The following is a 23,896-nucleotide window of genomic DNA, read 5'->3' on the forward strand; positions in this document are numbered from 1 at the left end:
ACGGGACAGGCCGCTTCGCAGAGAGGGTACCGATGAAACTTGATTACTTCTCCGGGATCATTCCGGAGATTGCCGCACAGCCGGACGGCGTTCGCGATCTCGCAATTAGAGGCATTTCTGCCGATAGCCGCAAGATCGAACCGGGCATGCTGTTCGTTGCCATTCCCGGCAACAAGGCAAATGGTGCAGCATTCGCCGCGGACGCCGTGACACGGGGTGCGTCTGCAATCATCTCGTCCGAAGAGCTCAATACCAGCATACCGGTCATTCGTGTCGGGAATGTCCGCAGGGTTCTGGCACTGGCTGCTGCCCGTTTTCACGACGCGCAGCCGGGCACGATCGTTGCCGTGACGGGAACGGCGGGTAAAACCTCCGTAGCGTCGTTCACGCGGCAGATCTGGGCGCACGCCGGCCTTGCTGCCGCGCAGATCGGCACGACGGGTGTCATTTCTCCCACGCGCAATGAATATGGCTCGCTCACCACGCCTGACCCGGTTGCCCTGCATGCGCTGCTGGCCGAACTCGCGCGCGAGGGTGTAACGCACGCAGCCATGGAGGCTTCCAGTCACGGCCTCGACCAGAGCCGCCTGGATGGTGTGCGGTTGGCCGCCGCAGCCTTTACCAATCTCGGCCGCGACCACATGGATTACCATCCGACGATGGAAGACTACATGGCCGCCAAGATGCGGCTGTTTGATACATTGCTTCCGAAGGGCAGTCCCGCGGTCATCTTCGCGGATGATCCATGGTCGGCCAAGGCTATCGAGGTTGCCAAGGCTGCGGGCCACGACGTGCTGACGGTCGGGCGTGGCGGCAATTTCCTCAGCCTCAAGCGGGTCGAGCATTTTCGGCACAAGCAGTTGGCGGAAGTGCATGTCGATGGTCAGATCCACGAAGTGCACATTCCGCTGGCCGGGGATTTCCAGATCGCGAACGCTCTGGTTTCGGCTGGATTGGCGATTGCCACAGGCGTTGCGCAGAAGGTCGCCATGGCGGCGCTGGAGCGCCTCGTTGGTGCCTCTGGCCGGTTGGAGTTGGTGGGCCAGACACGGCAGGGCTCACCGGCCTATGTCGACTATGCCCACAAGCCGGAAGCCCTGGAAAACGTGTTGACATCCGTTCGTCCGTTCACGACCGGACGCGTGATCGTCGTCTTCGGATGTGGCGGTGATCGCGACAAGGGCAAGCGTCCGATCATGGGAGAGATCGCGGCGCGTCTGGCGGATATCGTGATCGTTACCGACGATAATCCACGATCGGAAGATCCGGCGACCATCCGTTCCGAAATCATGGCTGCCGCACCATCCGCTACCGAAATCGGCGATCGGGCGCAGGCCATTCGTCATGCGGTTTCGCTGATGGACGCAGGTGATACGCTGATCGTGGCAGGTAAGGGCCATGAGGAGGGCCAGACGGTTGGCACCACGGTGCTGCCGTTCTCCGACCATGTCGAGGTGCGAAAAGCTTTGGAGGGTGTGACGCAGTGAGCTGGCTATGGACAACGGCAGATATGATTGCTGCGATGGGGGGGCGGCCCATCGGTTCGCTTCCTGCCGGGATAACCGGCATCTCCATCGATAGCCGCACCATTGCTCCGGGTGAGGCATTTTTCGCGATCAAGGGCGACCGCGTCGACGGACACGATTATGCAACGACGGCCATGGCAAACGGTGCGGCGCTTCTGGTCGTTGCGGAAGCCAAGCTTCCGGCCATGGGCCGGATTACGACACCGATGATCGTTGTGGATGATGTGCTCGCAGCACTCGGTCGTCTGGCTGTTGCCGCGCGCGCGCGTACCGACGCCAAGATCGTCGGTGTTACCGGCTCCGTCGGCAAGACGACAACCAAGGAAATGCTGCGTACTCTTCTTGCACCGTCTGGCAAGGTGCATACGGCTGTCGCCTCCTTCAATAATCACTGGGGCGTGCCGCTGACACTGGCGCGCATGCCTGCCGATACCGATTATGGTGTCTTTGAAATCGGTATGAACCACCCGAACGAGATCCGCCCGCTGGTAAAGATGGTGCGCCCGCATGTCGCGATCATCACGACGATTGCGGCGGCTCATCTCGGGCATTTCAACAGCCTGGAAGAGATTGCCTCTGCAAAGGCCGAGATCTTCGAGGGGGTTGAGCCGGGTGGCGCTGTTCTCCTCAACCGCGATAACAAGCAGTTCGCTTATCTGGAGCGGATTGCCCAGGAACTGGCGCTTCCGAACATTCTGACCTTCGGACAACATGCCAAAGCCGATTACCGTCTTGCGGATTTCGAAGGTTCCGCCGAAGGGTCCACCATCTGGGCGGTGCTGGATGGCGAAACGGTGGAAGTGCATATCGGGGCTCCGGGTCGCCACATCGCGGAAAATGCGCTGGCGGCACTGGCGGTCGTCTCGTTGCTGGGCGCCGATGTTGACGCAGCACGTGCTGCGCTGGCGGATCTTCGCCCCGTCAAGGGCAGGGGCGAACGGCATCGCCTGTCGATGACCGGCGGACATCTCACCCTGATCGATGAGAGCTACAACGCCAATCCCGCCTCCATGCGGGCAGCAATCGCGCTTCTGGCTGCAACGCCACCGCAGGGTGCGGGCCGCCGCATTGCGGTTCTGGGCGACATGCTGGAAATGGGCGCCTTTTCGCAGAAGGTGCATGAGGAACTTGCCGGACCACTTCTGGCCGCCGGGATAGAGCATGTGTGGCTGGCGGGGGCGGAAATGGCGGCGCTGCGTGATGCGCTTCCGGACAGTGTTCAGGTGGAATATCGCGCAACGACGCCGGAACTGGTGGAGTTTGCCGTTCGCAATGTGGTACCGGGCGACGTGCTGATGGTGAAATCCTCTCTCGGCATCGGCTTCGGCAAGATCGTCGCGGCGCTTATTGACAACTATCCGCCCTTGTCTGACACGGGGCGCTGATTTGACCTTCCAGAAGAAAGACTTCCCATGCTGATTTGGCTTGTAGAGCTTGCGAGCAGCTTTCAGATCTTCAACCTGTTTCGCTACATCACGTTCCGGACAGGTGCCGCGCTCTTCACCTCAGCGCTCATCGTCTTCCTGTTCGGGCCGCGCATGATTGCGTCGCTCCGCATCCGGCAGGGGAAGGGGCAGCCCATCCGCGCCGACGGCCCGCAAACGCATTTCAAGAAGGCCGGGACCCCCACCATGGGCGGCCTGATGATCCTGACAGGTATCGTCGGCGGCTCTTTGCTCTGGGCAGACCTTTCCAACATCTACGTCGTCGCCACCCTGCTGGTCACGCTCGGTTTTGGCGCCATCGGCTTTTACGATGACTATCTCAAGGTCACGAAGCAGACGGATAAAGGGTTCTCTGGCAAGGCGCGTCTGGGCATCGAATTCCTGATCGCCGGGATTGCGGTCTACTTCATGATGCGCGTCTCCATCGCCAATGCGCCGAACGGCTCCGTGCTCGGCACCTCGGTCACGTTCCCGTTCTTCAAGAACGTTCTCTTGAATCTCGGCGTCTTCTTCGTCGTGTTCGGCGGTTTCGTGATTGTTGCTGCAGGTAACGCCGTGAACCTGACCGATGGTCTCGATGGTCTTGCGATCGTGCCTGTCATGATTGCCGCCGCCTCTTTCGGCATCATTGCCTATCTGGCCGGCAATGCCGTCTTTGCGGACTACCTGCAGATCAACTTCGTGCCCGGAACGGGAGAACTGGCGGTGATCCTGGGCGCTGTCATCGGGGCGGGACTAGGGTTCCTCTGGTTCAACGCTCCGCCCGCCGCCATCTTTATGGGCGATACCGGTTCACTCGCGCTGGGCGGCCTCATCGGTTCCGTGGCGGTTGCCACAAAGCACGAGATCGTCATGGCGATCATCGGTGGCCTCTTCGTGATGGAAACGCTGTCTGTCATCATCCAGGTCGGCTTCTTCAAGCTGACGGGACGCCGCGTGTTTCTCATGGCACCAATCCATCACCATTTCGAAAAGCTGGGCTGGACGGAAAGCCAGGTCGTCATCCGGTTCTGGATCATTGCCGTGGGTCTCGCCATGCTTGGCCTCTCCACGCTCAAGCTGCGGTAACCACCATGATCGCTGTCACAACATTTGCCGGGCGCAAGGTCGCGCTTTTCGGCCTCGGCGGTTCGGGTCTCGCAACGGCGCAGGCCTTGATTGCCGGTGGCGCAGATGTGATTGCCTGGGATGATAATCCAGACAGCGTTGCGAAGGCGCAGCAGGCCGGTGTTAAAACCGGCGATCTTCGAGAGATTGACTGGGCGGCGCAAGCAGCTTTCGTTCTCTCCCCCGGCGTGCCGTTGACGCATCCCAAGCCGCACTGGAGCGTGGATCTGGCTCGCTCGGCGGGCGTCGAGATCATTGGTGATGTCGAGCTGTTCGTGCGGGAACGCCGCGCCCATGCGCCGGACTGCCCATTTATTGCAATCACGGGGACTAACGGCAAATCCACCACAACGGCTCTGATTGCGCATATTCTGAAGTCCAGTGGACGGGATACGCAACTTGGCGGCAACATCGGGACCGCCGTGCTGACGCTCGATCCGCCCAAGGCTGGGCGCTTCTATGTGGTCGAGTGCTCGTCCTATCAGATCGATCTTGCACCGACGATCAACCCCAGTGCGGGCATCCTGCTTAACCTGACGCCGGATCATCTGGATCGTCACGGGACTATGCAACATTACGCGGATGTGAAGGAGCGACTGGTTGCCGGAAGCCAGACTGCCATCGTCGGTGTCGATGACAGTTACTGCACGCTGATTGCGGATCGCATCGAGCGGGCGGGTGTCCGGGTCAATCGCATTTCCCGCCGCACGGTGCTGGCCGACGGGTTCTATTTCGCAGATGGCGGGATCGTTCACGCGCAAGCCGGCAAATCGGAGCCGATCGCGGATCTTCAGGGCATCGATACCCTCAAGGGATCGCACAATGCGCAGAACGCGGCAGCGGCCATCGGAGCCTGCCTTGCCGTCGGCGTGTCGATCGAGGAGATCCAAGCAGGGCTTCGCAGCTTTCCTGGCCTGAAGCACCGCATGCAGCCTGTTGGCCGCAAGGGCTCCGTGACCTTCGTCAACGATTCGAAGGCAACGAATGCCGATGCAGCAGCGCCAGCCCTTTCCAGCTACGACCGCATTTTCTGGATTGCTGGCGGACTTCCCAAATCTGGCGGCATCGCAAGCCTCGCGCCACTCTTCCCGCGTATTGTGAAAGCCTATCTGATTGGAGAGGCGGCTCCGGAGTTTGCGTCAACGCTGGGTGAAGCAGTCCCTTACGAGATCTCCGGGGCGCTGGAACGTGCGGTTGAGCATGCAGCGAAGGATGCCTTGGCAGATGGCGGGACGAGTGTCGTGATGTTGTCTCCGGCCTGCGCGAGCTTTGACCAGTTCAGGAATTTCGAAGTCAGAGGCGACCGGTTCGTATCTCTGGTGGCAGCACTCGATGGCGTGACAATGCTCATCGAGCCGGAAAAAGGACAGTAAGATGGTAAGTCGCGCCGATCGAGGGGCACTGGCAGACTGGTTCTGGACGATCGATCGCTTTTTTCTGGCGACCTTCATTCTGTTGATGGGCATCGGCTTCATGTTGTCCTTTGCGGCGTCACCGCCGGTGGCGGAGCGTATCGGGCTGCCGAGCTTCCACTTCGTGGAACGTCATGCCATCTTCCTTGCTCCTTCTATCCTGGTGATGATCGGGCTTTCCTTCCTGACGCCGAGACAGGTACGCCGGGCTGCTATCATTCTCCTGATCATGTCGATCGCGATGATGGTTCTTGCGCTGTTCTTCGGAACGGAAATCAAGGGCTCGCGCCGCTGGTTCGCCATTGGTAGCCTTTCGATCCAGCCATCGGAATTTCTGAAGCCTGCATTCGTCGTGGTCTGTGCCTGGCTGTTTGCCGAGCACGCGCGCCAACCGGAAGTGCCCGGCAACTTCTTCGCGATCATTCTCTTTGGCATTGTTGGCGCGCTTCTTGTGGCGCAGCCCGACCTTGGCCAGACGATCCTTGTCAGCGCGGTCTGGGGCGGAATGTTCTTCATGGCCGGCATGCCGTGGCTGTGGATCATCCTCCTTGGTGGTCTTGGTGCAGGGGGAATCGTCGGCGCCTATTACATCTTCCCTCACGTTGCAGGGCGTATCGACCGCTTCATGACGGGTGAGGGGGATACATTCCAGGTTGATACCGCGCGCGAGGCGATCATTCGCGGCGACTGGTTTGGTCAGGGTCCGGGTGAAGGCATCGTCAAGCGCATCCTGCCGGACAGCCATACGGACTTCATTTTCTCCGTCGCGGCGGAAGAATTCGGTATCGTGTTTTGCATGGCCATGGTGGCGATTTTTGCCTTCATCGTCATTCGCGGCTTGAGCCACGCCTATCGTGAAAAGAACGATTTCAATCGCTTTGCAGTCGCGGGTCTCGTTCTTCAGATCGGTATCCAGTCGATGATCAACATCGGCGTCAATCTGGAGCTTATGCCGGCAAAGGGCATGACGCTGCCGCTGATATCCTATGGTGGGTCTTCCATGATCGCGATCTGCATCACGGCTGGGTTCATTCTGGCGCTGACCCGTCATCGTCCGGAAAAACGGGCGCAGGAGCGAAGCCTCTTCAGGGTTTCCCACGGCGTGCCTGCGGAGTGAGATGAATGAGCAAAGGTGTTATCCTCCTCGCCGCCGGTGGTACCGGCGGCCATTTGTTTCCGGCGGAGGCGCTGGGGCACGATTTGAAGTCGCGCGGGTGGTCTGTTCATCTCGTGACGGACAAGCGCGCCGAGCGCTTTGCAGGTTCCTTTCCTGCCGACGAGATCCACGTTGTGCCGTCCGCGACCTTGGGTTCGAAGAACCCGATCTCAATCGCAAAATCCATGTTGACCTTGTGGAAAGGCTTAAGAGCAGCCCGCAAGCTGATGGCGGGCATCCGTCCATCCGCTGTGGTCGGATTTGGTGGTTATCCCACAATCCCGCCGCTTCTGGCGTCGACCGGCATGGGTATTCCTTCGCTCATTCATGAGCAGAATGCAGTCATGGGCCGCGCTAACAAGGCTCTGGCCAATCGCGTACAGGCCATTGCCGGCGGCTTCCTGCCTGATGATGGTGGAAAGCACGCCGCCAAGACGGTAATCACCGGCAACCCTGTGCGCCCCGCTGTGCTTGCGGCGGCGAACAGACCTTACCAGCCGTCTATCGGCAACGACCCGTTCAACCTCGTGGTGTTTGGCGGCAGCCAGGGCGCACAGTTCTTCTCCGGGGCCATTCCAACCGCGCTGGCATTGCTGAACGAGAGCGAGCGGGCCCGCGTGCGGTTGACGCAACAGGCGCGTCCCGATGACCGGTCGCAGGTCGATAGCTGCCTTGCCAAGCTGCAGATGAACGCCGACGTCTCGCCATTCTTTGGTGACATGGCGGAGCGTATTGCCGCAGCCCATCTCGTGATCAGCCGATCCGGCGCGTCGACTGTGTCCGAGCTTGCCGTTATCGGCAGGCCCGCTCTCCTGGTGCCTTACCCCTATGCGCTAGACCACGATCAGGCAGCCAATGCTGCCGCGCTGGTGAAGGTCGGCGGCGCCAAGGTCGTGCCACAGGCGGAGCTTTCTCCGGAAAAGCTTTCCAAGATCATTTCCGGCGCAATGAACGAGCCGGAACGCATGGCGCAGATGGCGTCCTCGGCCAGAAAGGTGGGACACCCGAACGCTGCGGCCTTGCTTGCCGATCTGGTGATCGCGATTGCCGCAAAACAGCAAGTTTCTTCATTCAAAGGAGTCGCAGCATGAAGATGCCGAAGGCGATCGGCCTCGTCCACTTCATCGGCATTGGCGGTATCGGCATGAGCGGCATTGCCGAGGTGCTGCATAACCTTGGCCATCGCGTTCAGGGTTCCGACCAGTCGGATAGCGCCAATGTCCAACGCCTGCGCGAAAAAGGCATTCCGGTATTCGTCGGCCATCAGGCGGAGAACCTCGGCGACGCGGAAGTCGTTGTCGTTTCGACCGCGATCAAGAAGAACAATCCGGAACTGATCGCTGCGCGTGAGAAGTCCCTGCCGATCGTTCGCCGCGCCGAAATGCTGGCCGAGTTGATGCGCTTCCGCAATGCAATCGCCATCGGCGGCACGCATGGCAAGACGACGACCACTTCGATGGTTGCGACGCTTCTGGAGGCGGGCGGGCTGGATCCGACCGTCATCAACGGCGGCATCATCAACGCCTACGGCACCAATGCCCGCATGGGCGAGGGCGAATGGATGGTGGTCGAGGCCGATGAGTCGGACGGAACCTTCCTCAAACTGCCGGCCGATGTGGCGGTGGTCACGAACATCGACCCGGAACATCTGGACCATTACGGCAATTTCGACGCTGTGCGGGCGGCATTCCGTCAGTTCGTGGAGAATGTTCCGTTCTATGGCTTCGGCGTGCTTTGCATCGATCACCCGGAAGTGCAGCAACTGGTCGGCAAGATCGAGGATCGCAAGATTGTGACCTACGGTGAGAACCCGCAGGCCGATGCTCGCTTTTCCAATATCCGCATGGATGGGACACGGGCAATCTTCGACGTGGAGATTCGCCGCCGCCGTACCGGTCGCGTGTTCCAGTTCAAGGATCTCAGCCTCCCGATGCCGGGGCGTCACAATATTTCGAATGCCACCGCAGCGATTGCCGTCGCCAACCGGCTTGGCATTTCGGAAGAAGACATTCGCAAGGGTCTCGCCTCCTTCGGTGGCGTGAAGCGTCGCTTCACGCTGACGGGCACGTGGAATGGCGTTTCCGTATTCGACGACTACGGCCATCATCCGGTGGAGATCAAGGCTGTGCTCCGGGCGGCACGCGAAAGCTGCCAGGGCCGAATCATCGCTGTTCATCAGCCGCACCGTTATACGCGACTTCACAGCCTGTTCGAGGATTTCGTCACCTGCTTCAACGATGCGGACAGCATCATCCTGGCTCCGGTCTATGCGGCTGGTGAAGATGAAATCGATGGCATCAACTCTGAAGCCCTGGTTTCCCGCATCAAGGCGGGCGGTCACCGTGATGCGCGCTACATGTCTGCGCCCAGCGCATTGCCGGGCATCATTTCAAGCATTGCAAAATCAGGTGATTTCGTGGTTCTTCTGGGGGCTGGGAACATTACGCAATGGGCAGCCTCGCTGCCCAGGGAACTGGAAAGCATTTCGGGACAATCTTGATGAAGCAGGTGAATGGGGAAAAGCTGCTGGCCTCGCTGGGGTCCGGGGTCAATGAATTGAGAGGCAGGCTGACGCCCGATGCACCGATGGACCGGGTCACCTGGTTTCAGGCCGGTGGTCTGGCCGAGCTCATGTTCCAGCCGCATGACGAGGAAGATCTCATCACCTTCCTGAAGCTTCTGCCGGAAGACGTGCCGTTGACGGTGATGGGCGTAGGCTCCAACCTTCTTGTGCGCGACGGTGGAATTCCGGGCGTTGTCCTGCGTCTTTCCGCAAAGGGTTTCGGTCAGCTGGAGCTTGCGGGCGAGAACCGCATTCTTGCCGGCGCCATCTGCCCCGACAAATACATCGCTGCGATGGCCATGGATAATGGTATCGGCGGTTTTGCATTCTACTACGGGATTCCCGGTTCCATCGGCGGTGCGCTGCGCATGAATGCCGGTGCCAATGGTGGGGAAACCTCTGCACGTGTCGTTGAAGTTCATGCGGTTGATCGCAAAGGCAACAAGCATGTCCTGACCAATGCCGACATGGGTTACAGCTACCGTCATTCAACAGCAGGCGCTGGCCTCATTTTCACCCACGCACTTTTCGAAGGCTATGCCGACGATCGCGCCAAGATCCGCTCCGAGATGGATGCCGTTCGCCATCACCGTGAAACGGTCCAGCCGGTCAAGGAAAAGACCGGTGGCTCAACGTTCAAGAATCCGCCCGGACATTCGGCCTGGGAGTTGATTGATGAAGCGGGTTGCCGCGGCCTGATGAACGGTGGTGCGCAGATGTCATCGCTTCACTGCAATTTCATGATCAATATCGGCCATGCTTCCGGCTACGATCTGGAATATCTCGGCGAACTGGTACGCCAGCGCGTTTACGAGACCTCGGGTGTCAAGCTCGAATGGGAAATCAAGCGCCTTGGCATCTTCATGCCGGGCCGCGAGGTTCGACCATTCCAGGGCGTGACCACGGAATAAGCCTGATATCTTAGAAAAAAGCCCGCGAAATCAGCGATTTCGCGGGCTTTTTTATGTTTTCGATTCTACTTCGGATCAGACTTCGTTCTTGCCAGAGAGAAGAATGCAGATCAGCGTGATAACCGCCGCTACACCCAAATACAGCCCGACATAGAACATGCCGTAGTTCGTCTGCAGCCACGTGGCGATGTAAGGCGCAAGCGAGGCGCCGAAGATGCCCGCGAAGTTGAAGGTGATGGAGGAGCCCGTGTAACGCACAGCCGTTGGGAAGGGGGCTGCAAGGGCCGTACCGATGAGGCCGTAGGTCAAACCCATCAGCGCCATGGATGAAGCAGAGAAGATGAAGATGGCTGTCTCTCCGCTTGTCATCAGCGTCGGCAGGAGGAACGAGAACAGGCCGATGAGGATCGTCACCACGATCAACAGTTCCCGGCGACCAACGCGGTCTGCCAGCTTGCCAGCGATGGGAATGAAGAGGCCGAAGACAACAGATCCAAGAAGCTGCACTTCCAGCGCATCGATGAAGGAGATCTTCAGAACCTTGACGTTGTAGGACAGAAGATAGGCCGAACCAATGTAGAACAGCACGAAGGTTGCCAGCGCCACGAAGGTGCCGAGCACGAGGCTGCGCTTGTGGTTTCGGAACAGTTCCGCCACCGGGACTTCCACCCGCTCGTGGCTATCGATCGCCTTCTGGAACGCTGGCGTTTCAGTGATCGACAGGCGAACCCAGAGACCTATCGCGATCAGAATGATTGAAGAGAGGAACGGCACGCGCCACCCCCAGCTCAACAGCGCTTCCTGCGAAATCACATGCAGCAAAAGCCAGAAGATACCGGAAGACAGAAAGAGGCCGACCGGCGCACCGAGTTGCGGGAACATGCCATACCATGAGCGTTTGCCGGGTGGGGCATTTTCCGTGGCGAGCAGGACCGCGCCGCCCCATTCGCCGCCAAGACCAAAGCCTTGCCCGAACCGGCAAAGAGCCAGCAGAAGAGGCGCGATGACGCCGATCTGCTCATAGGACGGGAGCAATCCGATGATAACCGTCGAGATGCCCATCGTCAGAAGTGCTGCCACCAGTGTCGTCTTGCGACCGACGCGATCGCCAAAGTGACCAAAGACGACGGCGCCAAACGGGCGGGCGAAGAAGGCAATCGAGAATGTCGCGAAGGACGCAAGAAGCGCCGTCATAGGGTCGCTGTTTGGGAAGAACAGCGCAGGGAACACCAGGACCGCAGCCGTGGCATAAACATAGAAGTCGAAGAATTCGATCGTCGTTCCGACCAGGCTGGCCGTCAGAACACGTGCAGGGGAATTCAGTGCAGCGGGTTTCAACGGCTCGGCGGCCGGCGACGCAGTGTGCATCGCATGGGTCATTTTCTTGTCCGATTTCTTAATAAGGCAGCCTTAATAAAAGGCGCGGGCCTCGTTTAGGGTAATTTTCCTTCGAGGAAAAGGCCTGAAGCAATATTTTCCGACTCTTTATCAATGTCCGCGTAGGCGTTGATCCGCAACGCTTTTCAATGGCGGGTTAACGAAAGTAAACGATTCATTAACCATGTTGCGGCACTAATGAAGACGCGCGGGAATCAGGTTCTCGCACCAGTTTGGCGCAAGGAATGGGGTCTAACAGGCCCGGTCTTCAAGGAGTGTTCAATGAGTGGCAAGCATGTGGCTGTTCTTATGGGTGGATTGTCCGCCGAGCGCCCGGTCAGCTTGTCCTCGGGAAATGCTTGCGCGACTGCTCTGGAAGGCGAAGGCTTTCGTGTGACGCGCGTGGATGTCGGGCGCGACATTGCCGCTGTGCTGGCTGACCTGCGCCCGGATGTCGCTTTCAACGCGCTGCATGGGCCCTATGGCGAAGATGGCTCCATTCAGGGTGTACTCGAATACCTGCAAATTCCCTACACCCATTCCGGCGTGCTTGCTTCGGCGCTTGCCATGGACAAGGCGCGCGCCAAGACCGTTGCAGCCGCCGCCGGTATTCCTGTTGCTGCCGGACTGGATCTCAACCGCTTCGATATTGGCAACGAGCATCCGATGGAGCCGCCTTATGTGGTAAAGCCGGTCTGCGAAGGATCGTCCTTTGGCGTTGTCATCGTCAAGGAAGGTCAGTCGCATCCGCCGCAGGTCATCGGATCTTCCGACTGGCGCTACGGCGACCGCGTGATGGTTGAGCGCTACATTGCGGGGCGCGAGCTGACATGCGGTGTGATGGACGGGGTGGCGCTTGGGGTCACCGAAATCGTGCCTGTTTCTGGCGCCTTTTACGATTACGACTCGAAATATGCGGATGGCGGCTCAAAGCATGTCATTCCCGCGCAAATTTCACCAAATATTTACCAAAAGGTTCAAACACTGGCGGTCAAGGCGCATCAGGCGATGGGATGCCGCGGCGTGAGTCGCTCCGATTTCCGTTTCGACGATACCAAGACTGAAGATGGCGAGCTCATCTGGCTGGAAATCAACACCCAGCCTGGCATGACGCCCACCTCCCTGGTGCCTGAAATGGCCGCTCACGGCGGTCGCAGCTTTGGTGAACTCGTCCGTTGGATGGTGGAGGATGCGTCGTGTTCTCGCTGAACGGTAAATCCAATACCGGTGAAGATCTGCGCTACGGAGCTGGCAAGTCCAGTGATGAGCGCCTTGTGTTGCCGCGCCCGCTCCGGCGCGTCGTGCGCTTCTGCGTGAGCCTTGCGACGGGCCGCGTTCATATTCCTCGCCATACCGGTACGGTGTCCGTTTTCGCCTTCTTCGGTATGGTCGGTCTTTATGGCATGTCGCTCGGCGGCCACACCGACGATTTCGCGCAGAGCACAACGGCGGCTGTGGGCTTTGCCATCGAGAATGTGCGCGTCTCGGGTAACAGCGAAACCTCGGAAATCGACATCCTGCAACTGCTCGGGCTGGATGGCACGACCTCGCTCGTCGCGCTGGATGTCGAAGGCGCACGCCAGAAGCTGACCAAGCTGCCCTGGGTTCAGTACGCCGAGGTGCGCAAAGTCTATCCGAAGACCATTGAGGTGACGCTCAAGGAACGAGAGGCATTCGGCATCTGGCAGAACGGTTCCGAGCTATCGCTGATCGAGAAGAATGGCAGCGTAATCGCACCGCTTCGCGACAGCAAGTTTGCTTCCCTTCCGCTCTTCGTCGGTCGTGGTGCTGAAAAGGCTGCTGCTTCGTTTCAGACGGAAATGGCAGGCTGGCAGGATCTTCGCTCCCGCGTGCGCGCTTATGTGCGTGTTGCCGGTCGCCGCTGGGATTTGCACCTGAACAACGGCGTCATCATCAAGCTGCCCGAAGAGGGCGTCGAAGAAGCGCTCGCCTCTCTGGCCAAATACGAGGCTGCTGAAGGTGTGCTTGAGCGGGATATCGCCGCCATCGACCTTCGCTTGCCGGATCGCACGACAATCCGCCTGACCGAAGACGCACAGGAACGACGTGAACAGGCTCTGGCCGCACGCGCGAAAGCATTAAAGAAAGCTGGAGGTCAGACGTGAGTTTGTTCGGTTCTTCCGGTTTGGGTCTGCCCCGCTTGAAGCCTCTGTCTTCGAAGCGGTCGCATGTCGTTTCCGTACTCGATATCGGTTCCAGCAAGATCGTGTGCATGATCGGCCGTCTGACGCCCCGCAAGGAGAGCCAGATTCTGCCGAATCGCACGCACAATGTCGAAATCATCGGGATCGGTCACCAGCGTTCGCGTGGCGTTAAGTCCGGCGTGATTGCCGATATCGATGCCGTCGAAAGCGTCGTGCGTCTTGCTGTCGATGCAGCTGAGCGCATGGCGGGCCTGACCGTCGACAGCCTGATCGTCAACATGTCTGCAGGTCGCCTGACCAGCGATGTCTACACGGCCAGCATTGATCTTGGCGGGCAGGAAGTTGAGGCTTCCGACCTTCGCAAGGTACTTGTCGCTGCCAGCCAACAGTCTCGCCGACAGGATCGTGCCGTTCTTCATTCGCTGCCGACAGGCTTTTCTCTCGATGGAGAGCAGGGGATTCGCGACCCGCTTTCCATGTATGGAGATCTTCTCGGCGTCGACATGCATGTGGTGACCGCGGAGCGGGCGGCACTCAAGAACATCGAGTTGTGCGTCAACCGCGCTCATCTCTCGGTCGAAGGCATCGTCGCAACGCCTTATGCCAGCGGCCTTGCGGCTCTGGTGGATGATGAAGTCGAGCTTGGCTGCGCCGCCATTGATATGGGTGGCGGAACGACGACGATCTCCGTCTTCGCCGAGGGCAAGCTGGTTCATACCGATGCCATCAGCATTGGAGGTCACCATGTGACCACCGATCTGGCCCGCGGGCTTTCCACCCGAATCGAAGATGCAGAACGCCTGAAAGTGGTTCATGGCTCCGCCATTGCCACCGCAGCCGATGAGCGTGACCTGATCTCCGTTCCGCCGATTGGCGAAGACGATCGCGATCAGCCGACACAGGTTCCGCGCGCTCTGGTGACCCGAATCGTCCGGGCTCGCCTTGAGGAGACGCTGGAGCTGATTCGCGATCGTATTCAGAAATCGGGTTTCAGCCCGATCGTCGGAAAGCGTGTGGTTCTGACAGGCGGTGCCAGCCAGCTGACCGGCCTGCCGGACACGGCCCGCCGTATTCTTGCCCGTAATGTCCGCATTGGTCGCCCCATGGGGGTCTCCGGTTTGCCGACGGCCGCCAAGGGTCCGGCCTTTTCGACTGCGGTCGGTCTTTTGATCTATCCGCAGGTCGCAGACATGGAAACGCATTCCGAGCAGGGTGGGCTTCTGTCCACGCTCGGCGGCGGTGGTGGCCGTTTTGCCCGCATGGGGCAGTGGCTCAAGGAGAGTTTTTGACGCTCTAGTTTCAGGCAAGGGTGTCAGCGTAATGAAAGAGATCGGCGCGCTTGGCGAGGCGGCCAGAGAAAAAAGGAACGGTTCATATGACCATCAAGCTGCAAAAGCCGGACATTACCGAGCTGAAGCCTCGGATCACCGTCTTCGGCGTTGGCGGAGGCGGCGGTAACGCCGTCAACAACATGATCACCGCAGGCCTGGAAGGCGTCGATTTCGTCGTTGCCAACACGGATGCGCAGGCCCTCATGATGTCGAAGGCCGAGCGAATCATCCAGATGGGCGTTCAGGTCACCGAAGGTCTTGGCGCGGGTTCGCAGCCGGAAGTCGGTCGCGCTGCCGCTGAGGAATGCCTCGACGAAATCATGGATCACCTGTCCAGCACGCATATGTGCTTCGTGACGGCCGGCATGGGCGGCGGTACGGGTACGGGTGCTGCGCCGGTCGTTGCCCAGGCTGCCCGCAGCAAGGGTATCCTGACCGTTGGTGTCGTTACCAAGCCTTTCCACTTCGAAGGTGGCCGCCGCATGCGGTTGGCGGAGCAGGGTATTCAGGAGCTTCAGAAGTCCGTCGATACGCTGATCATCATCCCGAACCAGAACCTCTTCCGTATCGCCAATGACAAGACCACGTTTGCCGATGCATTCGCCATGGCGGACCAGGTTCTCTACTCCGGCGTTGCCTGCATCACCGACCTGATGGTCAAGGAAGGTCTCATCAACCTCGACTTCGCGGACGTTCGCTCCGTGATGCGCGAAATGGGCCGCGCAATGATGGGCACCGGCGAGGCTTCCGGCGAAGGTCGTGCAATGCAGGCTGCCGAAGCGGCCATTGCCAACCCGCTGCTGGATGAGACCTCCATGAAGGGCGCGCAGGGCCTGCTGATCTCCATCACGGGTGGTCGCGACCTGACGCTGTTCGAAGTCGACGAAGCGGCAAGCCGCATTCGCGAAGAAGTCGATCCGGATGCCAACATCATCCTCGGTGCGACCTTCGACGAAGCTCTGGAAGGCGTCATTCGCGTTTCCGTCGTGGCAACCGGCATTGATCGTGCGCACAACGCAAACGATCTTCGCGGAGCCGACATGCGCGCTGCGCAGAAGCCGATTATCCGTCCTTCCGCGGCCGTTGCTTCGGCTCCGGCCGCAGTTCAGCCTGCGATGATGCAGGCCCCCCGTCCTGCTCCGGTTGATCCGGTTGCGGAAACGATCCGTCAGGCAGAAGCCCAGATGGAACGCGAACTTTCGATCCCGGCACCAGTGGCTGCAGCACCTGTCCAGCAGGCGCCAGCACCGCAGCCTGCACCGGTTGCTGCTGCGCCAGCCGCTGACGAGTTCCGTCCGCAGAGCCGCCTGTTCCAGGCTGCTGCTCCGGTCGAGCCCGTTGCCCAGCGTCCGGCTCCGCTTCCGATGCAGCCATCGGCGCCAGCACCTTCCTATGCCGCAGCTCCAGCTCCGTCCTTCACGGCAGCACCGCAGGCTCCGAGCTTCTCGGCGCAGCCTGCTCCGCAGCCGATGGCCGCCGCACCTGCACCGCGTATGGCGCCTCCACCGATCGAGCCTATCGCTCCCATCGTTCGTCAGACCGTTGATCAGGTTCGCATGCCAAAGGTGGAAGATTTCCCACCGGTGGTGAAGGCTGAAATGGAACAGCGCACGCAGCCTGTGGCAGCCCCACAGGAAGAGCGTGGACCGATGGGCCTTCTCAAGCGCATCACGAATTCGCTTGGTCGCCGTGATGAAGAAGAGCAAGTTGCTTCCGACATGACGGCAGCACCATCCGCCGCTTCGCAGCAGCGTCGTGCGCTTTCGCCAGAAGCAAGCCTGTACGCACCACGTCGCGGCAACCTGGACGATCACGGTCGTGCCGTTCCGTCATCACATCATCAGGATGACGACCAGCTGGAAATTCCGGCCTTCCTGCGCCGTCAATCCACCTGAAACAAAGAGAATCGCAAAACAATGAGAACCCGGATCGCAAGTCCGGGTTTTTCTTTGCGGTCTAGAGGGTTGCGAGAATCGGTTGAGACGATTTCGAGCGGGGGTTTTCGTTACAATCCGAAATGAACAGTGATTTGGATTGTGGAGGAGACCGCCGTATCTACAGGATCATAAATGGGTTCTGAGTCAGGTGGATTTGAGTCTAACCCCCAAGAACATAACTCCCGCATTGACGGGAGACATGAAGGCAAAACGAATGACTGTTGGATTTTTGGGTTTTCAAACAACGATCGCATCGCCGGTAACGCTTTCGGGAATCGGTGTTCATTCCGGAAGCCCGGTCTCGATCACGTTCCAGCCTGCAGATCCAGGGACTGGCATCATTTTCAGCCGCAGTTTTGCCGATGGTTCAAGTGTTGAATACAGGGCGGTGTCTTCCAACGTCGGGAATACGGATCTGTGCACGGTGCTCGGCACCTCGCTGCCACGGTCTGTTGCGACGATCGAACATGTCATGGCGGCCTTTTATGCTCTTGGGCTCGACAACGTCATCGTTGAAGTCGAGGGCGCTGAAATGCCGATCATGGATGGCTCTTCCTTTCCCTTCATCGAAGCGATCGAGAGCGCTGGAATGGTCAATCTCGGCGAAAAGCGCCGTTACATTCGCGTTCTGAAGCCGGTGCGCATTGAATCAGGGGCTTCGTGGTCCGAGTTTCGTCCCTATGATGGCACACGCTTCGAAGTGGAAATCGATTTCGAATCGCCGCTGATCGGTCGCCAGTCCTGGAAGGGTGATCTGACTGCGAATGTGTTCCGTGATGAACTCTCGCGCGCTCGCACCTTCGGCTTCATGCGTGATGTCGAGCGCCTTTGGGCTGCCGGGTTTGCGCTGGGTTCTTCGCTGGAGAACTCGGTGGTCATTTCAGACGACAATACGGTGGTGAACGTGGAAGGTCTGCGATTCGCTGACGAGTTCGTTCGCCACAAGACCTTGGATGCCGTGGGCGATCTGGCGCTTGCCGGTGCGCAGTTCATCGGCTGCTACCGTTCCTATCGTGGCGGACACAAGATGAATGCCAATGCACTGAAGGCGCTGATGAGCGATCCCACCGCCTATGAGGTGGTTGAAGCCCCAAGCCGCAGTCAGCGGGTTCGTGCACGCGAATTCGTGCCGGTCAAGGTTCAGGAGCTCGCTCCATCGGTCGGTTGAGTTGACACTGCAAAAACTGATTGGCCGCCCGCACAAGGCGGCTTTTCTTTTGGGAACTTGGGCAAACGTGCCACAAAATTGCGTCAAAGCCACATCATTGCGTTGCTCTCTTGCTTCTTATATGGCTAGAACGCCAATTCGGGCGGTCGATGTAATATCGCGTGGCAATCGGGAACTGTCGAATGACTGAGTCTATGTCTGTTGGAATGAGAAACACTGCACGAGTAGCGCTGGTGTCTCTATTGTTGGTCGGCACGTCTGCGCTGGTCACGTCATGCCAGTCAGATCCTGACATCGATATTACCAAGCTCGGGCTTGCGACGGATCCTCCGGAGCAGCTTTACAATCAGGGCCTTGCCAATATGAAGGCGGGCAATATTGCGGAAGCCAGCCGCAAGTTCGACTCGATCGATCGGCAGAACCCTTTCACGGAATGGGGCCGCAAGGCGCTCGTGATGAGTACTTTCTCCAAGTACCGCCTTGCGCAGTATGATGAAGCCGTGGCCACGGGTAACCGCTACCTGAGGCAGTACCCCAGCTCGCAGGACAGCGCTTATGTGCAGTATCTCGTGGGCCTGTCCTATTCGAAGCAGATTGCAGATGTGACGCAGGACCAGAAGGCTGCGCGTAACACGATCGAAGCCATGCAGAAGGTTGTCGATAACTATCCGAAGTCGGAATATGTTGAAGATGCGCAGGCCAAGATGCGGTTCGCGCGCGACCAGCTGGCCGGCAAGGAAATGCAGGTCGGCCGCTACTATCTGGAGCGCAAGGAGTATCTTGCGGCAATCCAGCGTTTCCGCAACGTAGTCGAGAACTACGGCCGTACCAACCAGGTTGAAGAGGCGCTGGCCCGTCTCGTTGAGGCCTATTACGCAATGGGCGTCCAGGAAGAGGCTCAGACGGCGGCCGCCGTCCTCGGTCAGAACTATCCTGATAGCCAGTGGTACGCGGACTCCTTCAAGTTGTTGAAGGGCGGTGGTCTGGAGCCTCGCGAAAACCGCGGTTCATGGATTTCTCGCGCTGGCGCAAAGCTGATTGGCGTCTGATTGCCCAGCGTCCCTGCTCATCCAGTGAAATAGGAACGTCATGCTCATCCAGTTGTCGATCCGCGATATCGTCTTGATCGAGCGGCTTGACCTGTCCTTCGAAAAAGGGCTTTCGGTCCTGACGGGCGAAACGGGTGCGGGCAAATCCATTCTACTCGACAGCCTTTCCTTGGCGCTGGGCGGCAGGGGCGATGGCGGCCTTGTGCGGCATGGGCTGGACAAGGGGCAGGTGACGGCTGTTTTCGATGTTCCCGGCCATCATCCCGTGCGGCTTCTTCTGCGTGAAAATGGGCTCGACGATGACGGCGATCTGATTTTCCGCCGCGTCCAGTCAGCGGACGGTCGCACCAAGGCATCCATCAATGACCAGCCGGTTAGTGTCCAACTGATGCGCCAGCTTGGCCAGTACCTCGTCGAAATTCACGGGCAGCATGACGACCGCGCCCTTGTCGACATCAATGCCCACCGCACCCTGCTCGACGCGTTTACCGGCCTGACGGAAGAGGTAGCGCAGCTTGGTGGGCTCTACAAATCCTGGCGCGATGCGGAACGGGCGCTGAAAACGCACCGTGCCCGCGTGGAAGCTGCTGCGCGTGAGGCCGACTATCTCAGAGCCTCGGTCGAGGAGCTTGAGGGCTTAAGCCCCCGCGATGGCGAAGAGGATGAGCTTGCGGAGCATCGCGCCCGCATGCAGAAGTCCGAGCGTATTGCAGGCGATATTGCGGAGGCCTGCGAGTTTCTGAACGGTAATGCTTCGCCGGTTCCGTTGATTGCTTCGCTGGTGCGCCGTCTGGAACGCAAGAGCCATGAGGCGCCCGGCCTGCTGGAAGATACGGTTCAACTGCTCGATGCCGCGCTCGATAATCTTTCGAACGCGCAGATGGAAGCCGAGGCTGCGCTTCGGCGTACGGAATTTGATCCGCGTGAGCTGGAGCGCGTCGAGGAACGTCTGTTTTCGCTCCGCGCTGCGAGCCGGAAATATTCCGTTGCGGTGGCAGAACTGCCCGCGCTGGCCGCCAAGATGGTCGCTGATCTCGCCGAACTGGATGCGGGTGAGGAGAGGCTTGGCGCGCTGGAGAAGGCTGCGGCGAGCGCCAAGGCCGACTATGACCGCGCGGCTACTTCCCTTTCATCCAAGCGCGTCAACGGTGCCAATGCTTTGGCGGATGCGGTGATGGCAGAGCTTCCGGCATTGAAGCTGGAGCGGGCGCGCTTCATGGTGAATGTTACGCCGGATGCGGACAATGCCAGCGCCGAGGGCATTGATACTGTCGAGTTCCACGTGCAGACGAACCCCGGCACGCGGCCAGGGCCGATCATGAAGGTGGCGTCCGGCGGCGAACTTTCCCGCTTCCTGCTGGCGCTCAAGGTGGCCTTGGCGGATCGTGGTTCAGCTCCGACGCTCGTGTTCGATGAAATCGATACCGGCGTGGGCGGTGCTGTGGCTGATGCGATCGGCCAGCGGTTGAAACGGCTTTCGGACAAGGTGCAGGTGCTGTCCGTCACGCATGCGCCGCAGGTTGCCGCAAGAGCAGCAACGCATCTTCTGATCTCCAAGGGTCCAGTCGAAGGATCAGACAAGATCGCAACACGCGTGGCCACCATGACGCCGGAACACCGTGCCGAAGAAATTGCGCGCATGCTCTCCGGCGCAACAGTGACCGATGAGGCAAGGGCCGCCGCTGCCCGTTTGCTGGCCAGCGGCTGATTCTCAGCTTACTCCGCCGCGACAAGCGGTCTGCCTGCCATGCGGTTCAGCACGTTATCCTTCCAAATCGTGCGGTGAATGATGACCATGCCGATGTGCCCGACCACCATGGCCAGAAGACACCATGCCAGAAGGCCATGTGCGGCATTGCCTGCATTCACCAGCCAGTCGATCTTCTCAGGGGCGCCCGGAATAACAGGTACGCCGAAAATGGCCGCACCGCGCTGCGAGCCATAGGCGCGAAGCAGCGCAAGAAGCGGAACTATCAGCATCAGGGTATAAAGCCCAAGATGCCCAAGGCGCGCCGCTGTTCCCACCAGCCCACCCTCATGGGCCGGGCGATTTCGCAAGTTGGATAGGCCCCAGAGCGCGCGGATCAGGGCGAGCGTCATCAGGAGCGTGCCGATCGAGGCATGAGTTCCGACGAAAAAGCTGACGAGCGGTGTTCGACCCAGAAGAAGCCGCAAGCCCATGCCGAAGAATTGCCACAGAAACAGCAGTGCCATGGCCCAGTGGAGCGCGCGCGTTATTTTTCCATAGTGCAAGCCCGTATCACGCCAGCCAAGCGCCATGTCCTATCTCCAATAAAGTTGACTTTATTTATCCTCTATTGCTGCTGCGATGCACAATTGTCCAGATGGTTCAGGCCACACTTGCGTGAATGCCTGCGCGGCAAAGACTGTGGGTCCGTCGAGCGGAACCCTCTTCGGCATTTTTCATTCGTGCCGATTGCGCTAAGCGTGTCGCGATCTTTCAGATTCGCTCCTGAGGCTTTAACTCTTTGTTTTATCGCATGTCGTTATCGCAAAACCGCTGCACACTTTTGCGCGACATGCTTTAAGTACGGTTCAGCGGTTTGCAGGGAGTTTGATATGGCTGCGGAACAGATATCTGTCGAAAGCTTGGACGAAGAGCAGGCCGCTGCCGAACTGGCCTTTCTGGCGGCTGAAATTGCGCGCCACGATCTTCTCTACCACGGTGGAGATGCGCCCGAGATCTCTGACGCGGATTACGATGCGCTAAAGCGCCGCAATGACGCGATTGAGGCGCGCTTTCCGAAGCTTGTTCGTGCAGACAGTCCATCGAAACGCGTTGGCTCTGCACCGCTGCCAACCTTCGCGCAGATCACGCATTCACGGCCGATGCTGTCTCTGGACAACACATTTTCCGATGAGGATGTGCAGGACTTCATTGGCTCGGTCTATCGCTTCCTGGGGCGTTTCCCGGACGATTCGATTGCGTTCACGGCAGAGCCAAAGATCGACGGGCTTTCCATGTCGATCCGCTATGAAAATGGACGGATGGTAAGCGCTGCCACGCGTGGTGACGGTACGACCGGCGAAAACGTGACAGCCAATATTCGCACCATCAAGGAGATTCCGCAGCAATTGCCGGCGGGCGTTCCGGCTGTCGTTGAAGTGCGCGGCGAGGTCTACATGGCCAAAAGCGATTTCTTCGCGCTGAACCAGCAGATGGAGGCGGAAGGCAAGCAGACCTATGTGAACCCGCGAAACACCGCATCTGGTTCGCTTCGTCAGTTGGATCCGAAAGTAACCGCCAGCCGAAAGCTGCGCTTCTTCGCCTATGCCTGGGGTGAGATGTCCGAGATGCCCGCCACGACGCAGATGGGCATGGTCGAGACATTCCGGGAATGGGGTTTTCCGGTCAATCCGTTGATGAAGCGGCTGACGAAGGTATCCGATATCCTCGATCATTACCGGGACATCGGCCTTCAGCGCCCGGATCTGGATTACGATATCGATGGCGTGGTCTACAAGGTGGATGAGCTGGCGCTGCAGGAACGGCTAGGCTTCCGGTCGCGCTCGCCACGTTGGGCGACCGCACACAAGTTCCCGGCCGAGCAGGCTTTCACCACAGTGGAAAACATCGATATTCAGGTCGGCCGCACGGGTGCGTTGACGCCGGTTGCGCGGCTGACGCCGATAACCGTCGGTGGCGTGGTGGTCACGAACGCGACACTGCATAACGAGGATTACATCAAGGGGATCGGCAATGCGGGTGATCGCATCCGCCCGGAAGGTCACGATATTCGCATCGGCGATACGGTCATCGTGCAGCGGGCAGGGGATGTCATTCCGCAGGTGCTGGACGTTGTGTTGGAGAAGCGTCCCTCGGATGCCGTATCTTACGAATTTCCGAAGAAGTGCCCGGTTTGCGGCAGCCACGCTGTGCGCGAGCGGAATGAAAAGACGGGCAGGTTGGACTCCGTTACGCGCTGCACTGGCGGCTTCGTCTGCCGTGCGCAGGCGGTGGAGCATTTGAAGCATTTCGTGTCTCGAAACGCTTACGATATCGAAGGCCTGGGATCGAAGCAGATCGATTTCTTCTTCGAGGCGGAAGATCCTTCGCTCCAGATTCGCACAGCGCCCGACATTTTCACGCTGAAGCAGCGTCAGGAGGCTTCACTCACGAAGCTGGAGAATATCGAAGGCTTTGGCAAGGTCAGTGTGCGCAAGCTCTACGAGGCCATCGATAACCGCCGGGAGATTGCGCTCAACCGCTTCATTTTCGCCCTTGGCATTCGTCATGTGGGTGAAACGACAGCGAAGCTCCTGGCGCGCTCCTATGGCAGCTATGAAGCCTTCGAGGCGGCCATGAAGGAAGCGTCCAGCCTGAGCGGCGAGGCCTGGAATGATCTCAACGCCATCGAGGGTATCGGCGAGGTCATGGCGCGCGCAATCGTCGAATTCTTCAAGGAGCCGCGCAATATCGAGGTCATCTCCCGGCTGCTTGAAGAGGTGAAGCCGCAGGCGATGGAGCCTGTTGCCGCCACCAACAGTCCGGTGGCAGGCAAGACGGTCGTCTTCACCGGTTCGCTGGAGAAGTTTACGCGCGATGAGGCGAAGGCACGGGCCGAAGGTCTCGGCGCCAAGGTTGCGGGCTCTGTTTCCAAGAAAACGGATTACCTCGTCGCCGGTCCGGGAGCTGGCTCGAAACTTGACAAGGCGCGTGAACTGGGCGTGACCGTTATGGACGAGGACGAGTGGCTGGCGCTGATTGGTGGGTAGCTGACTATGGCA

The 23,896-nt window shown here is 59.4% G+C and carries 18 protein-coding genes; 16 read left to right on the forward strand and 2 right to left on the reverse strand.

The window, feature by feature from the left end; genetic code table 11:
- Positions 1-32: 32 nt before the first annotated feature.
- The 8 genes from ASD54_RS08365 to murB are packed head-to-tail and all read left to right on the forward strand — an operon-like array spanning position 33 to position 10,120.
- A complete protein-coding gene (locus ASD54_RS08365) occupies positions 33-1,487 on the forward strand; it encodes a UDP-N-acetylmuramoyl-L-alanyl-D-glutamate--2,6-diaminopimelate ligase (protein WP_062554136.1) in 1,455 nt (484 codons plus the stop codon).
- Positions 1,484-2,911: a UDP-N-acetylmuramoylalanyl-D-glutamyl-2,6-diaminopimelate--D-alanyl-D-alanine ligase gene (locus tag ASD54_RS08370; RefSeq protein ID WP_062554137.1), complete on the forward strand. Its 1,428-nt coding sequence runs from the start codon at positions 1,484-1,486 to the stop codon at positions 2,909-2,911. The genes ASD54_RS08365 and ASD54_RS08370 overlap by 4 nt, the downstream gene beginning before the upstream one ends.
- 27 nt (positions 2,912-2,938) lie before the next feature.
- The gene (mraY, locus tag ASD54_RS08375; RefSeq protein ID WP_062554138.1) at positions 2,939-4,039 is read left to right on the forward strand and encodes a phospho-N-acetylmuramoyl-pentapeptide-transferase; all 1,101 of its coding nucleotides are present in this window, start codon (positions 2,939-2,941) and stop codon (positions 4,037-4,039) included.
- Positions 4,040-4,044: 5 nt separating this feature from the next.
- Positions 4,045-5,451, forward strand: coding sequence for a UDP-N-acetylmuramoyl-L-alanine--D-glutamate ligase (murD, locus tag ASD54_RS08380; RefSeq protein WP_062554139.1), 1,407 nt, complete (start codon positions 4,045-4,047; stop codon positions 5,449-5,451).
- A 1-nt stretch (position 5,452) separates the two neighbouring features.
- Positions 5,453-6,607: a putative lipid II flippase FtsW gene (gene ftsW / locus ASD54_RS08385; RefSeq protein WP_062554140.1), complete on the forward strand. Its 1,155-nt coding sequence runs from the start codon at positions 5,453-5,455 to the stop codon at positions 6,605-6,607.
- 5 nt (positions 6,608-6,612) lie between these two features.
- Entirely contained in the window at positions 6,613-7,737 is a 1,125-nt protein-coding gene (gene murG, locus ASD54_RS08390; RefSeq protein WP_062554141.1) for an undecaprenyldiphospho-muramoylpentapeptide beta-N-acetylglucosaminyltransferase, read from the forward strand.
- Complete coding sequence (murC, locus tag ASD54_RS08395; RefSeq protein ID WP_062554142.1) at positions 7,734-9,146, forward strand: UDP-N-acetylmuramate--L-alanine ligase; 1,413 nt, start codon at positions 7,734-7,736, stop codon at positions 9,144-9,146. The genes murG and murC overlap by 4 nt, the downstream gene beginning before the upstream one ends.
- Positions 9,146-10,120 (forward strand): UDP-N-acetylmuramate dehydrogenase, encoded by a 975-nt coding sequence (gene murB, locus ASD54_RS08400; protein ID WP_062554143.1) that lies wholly within the window; start codon positions 9,146-9,148, stop codon positions 10,118-10,120. Before murC ends, murB begins: the two co-directional genes overlap by 1 nt.
- A gap of 75 nt (positions 10,121-10,195) precedes the next feature.
- On the opposite strand, the gene ASD54_RS08405 is transcribed toward murB, so the two are convergent.
- Positions 10,196-11,500, reverse strand: coding sequence for an MFS transporter (locus tag ASD54_RS08405; protein ID WP_062554144.1), 1,305 nt, complete (start codon positions 11,498-11,500; stop codon positions 10,196-10,198).
- Positions 11,501-11,779: 279 nt separating this feature from the next.
- Between ASD54_RS08405 and ASD54_RS08410 the strand changes: the two genes are divergently transcribed.
- From ASD54_RS08410 to recN, 7 genes are all read left to right on the forward strand, one after another.
- Positions 11,780-12,706 (forward strand): D-alanine--D-alanine ligase, encoded by a 927-nt coding sequence (locus ASD54_RS08410; RefSeq protein ID WP_062554756.1) that lies wholly within the window; start codon positions 11,780-11,782, stop codon positions 12,704-12,706.
- Entirely contained in the window at positions 12,703-13,623 is a 921-nt protein-coding gene (locus ASD54_RS08415; RefSeq protein WP_280139180.1) for a cell division protein FtsQ/DivIB, read from the forward strand. The genes ASD54_RS08410 and ASD54_RS08415 overlap by 4 nt, the downstream gene beginning before the upstream one ends.
- Positions 13,620-14,951 (forward strand): cell division protein FtsA, encoded by a 1,332-nt coding sequence (ftsA, locus tag ASD54_RS08420; protein ID WP_062554146.1) that lies wholly within the window; start codon positions 13,620-13,622, stop codon positions 14,949-14,951. Before ASD54_RS08415 ends, ftsA begins: the two co-directional genes overlap by 4 nt.
- 86 nt (positions 14,952-15,037) lie before the next feature.
- Entirely contained in the window at positions 15,038-16,888 is a 1,851-nt protein-coding gene (gene ftsZ / locus ASD54_RS08425; protein ID WP_062554147.1) for a cell division protein FtsZ, read from the forward strand.
- Between the two features lie 256 nt (positions 16,889-17,144).
- Positions 17,145-18,098, forward strand: coding sequence for a UDP-3-O-acyl-N-acetylglucosamine deacetylase (gene lpxC / locus ASD54_RS08430; protein WP_062554148.1), 954 nt, complete (start codon positions 17,145-17,147; stop codon positions 18,096-18,098).
- Between the two features lie 182 nt (positions 18,099-18,280).
- Entirely contained in the window at positions 18,281-19,147 is an 867-nt protein-coding gene (locus tag ASD54_RS08435) for an outer membrane protein assembly factor BamD (protein WP_162249565.1), read from the forward strand.
- A gap of 40 nt (positions 19,148-19,187) precedes the next feature.
- Positions 19,188-20,855, forward strand: a complete 1,668-nt coding sequence (gene recN / locus ASD54_RS08440; protein ID WP_062554150.1) for a DNA repair protein RecN — start codon at positions 19,188-19,190, stop codon at positions 20,853-20,855.
- An 8-nt stretch (positions 20,856-20,863) separates the two neighbouring features.
- Here the strand turns inward: recN and ASD54_RS08445 are convergent, their stop codons facing one another.
- A complete protein-coding gene (locus ASD54_RS08445) occupies positions 20,864-21,427 on the reverse strand; it encodes a cytochrome b (RefSeq protein ID WP_062554151.1) in 564 nt (187 codons plus the stop codon).
- 300 nt (positions 21,428-21,727) lie between these two features.
- Here ASD54_RS08445 and ligA point away from each other — a divergent pair, with 300 nt between their 5' ends.
- Positions 21,728-23,884: an NAD-dependent DNA ligase LigA gene (gene ligA, locus ASD54_RS08450; RefSeq protein WP_062554152.1), complete on the forward strand. Its 2,157-nt coding sequence runs from the start codon at positions 21,728-21,730 to the stop codon at positions 23,882-23,884.
- Positions 23,885-23,896: the final 12 nt, after the last annotated feature.

This window comes from Rhizobium sp. Root149, from assembly GCF_001427345.1.
Lineage (GTDB): Bacteria > Pseudomonadota > Alphaproteobacteria > Rhizobiales > Rhizobiaceae > Neorhizobium > Neorhizobium rhizoryzae.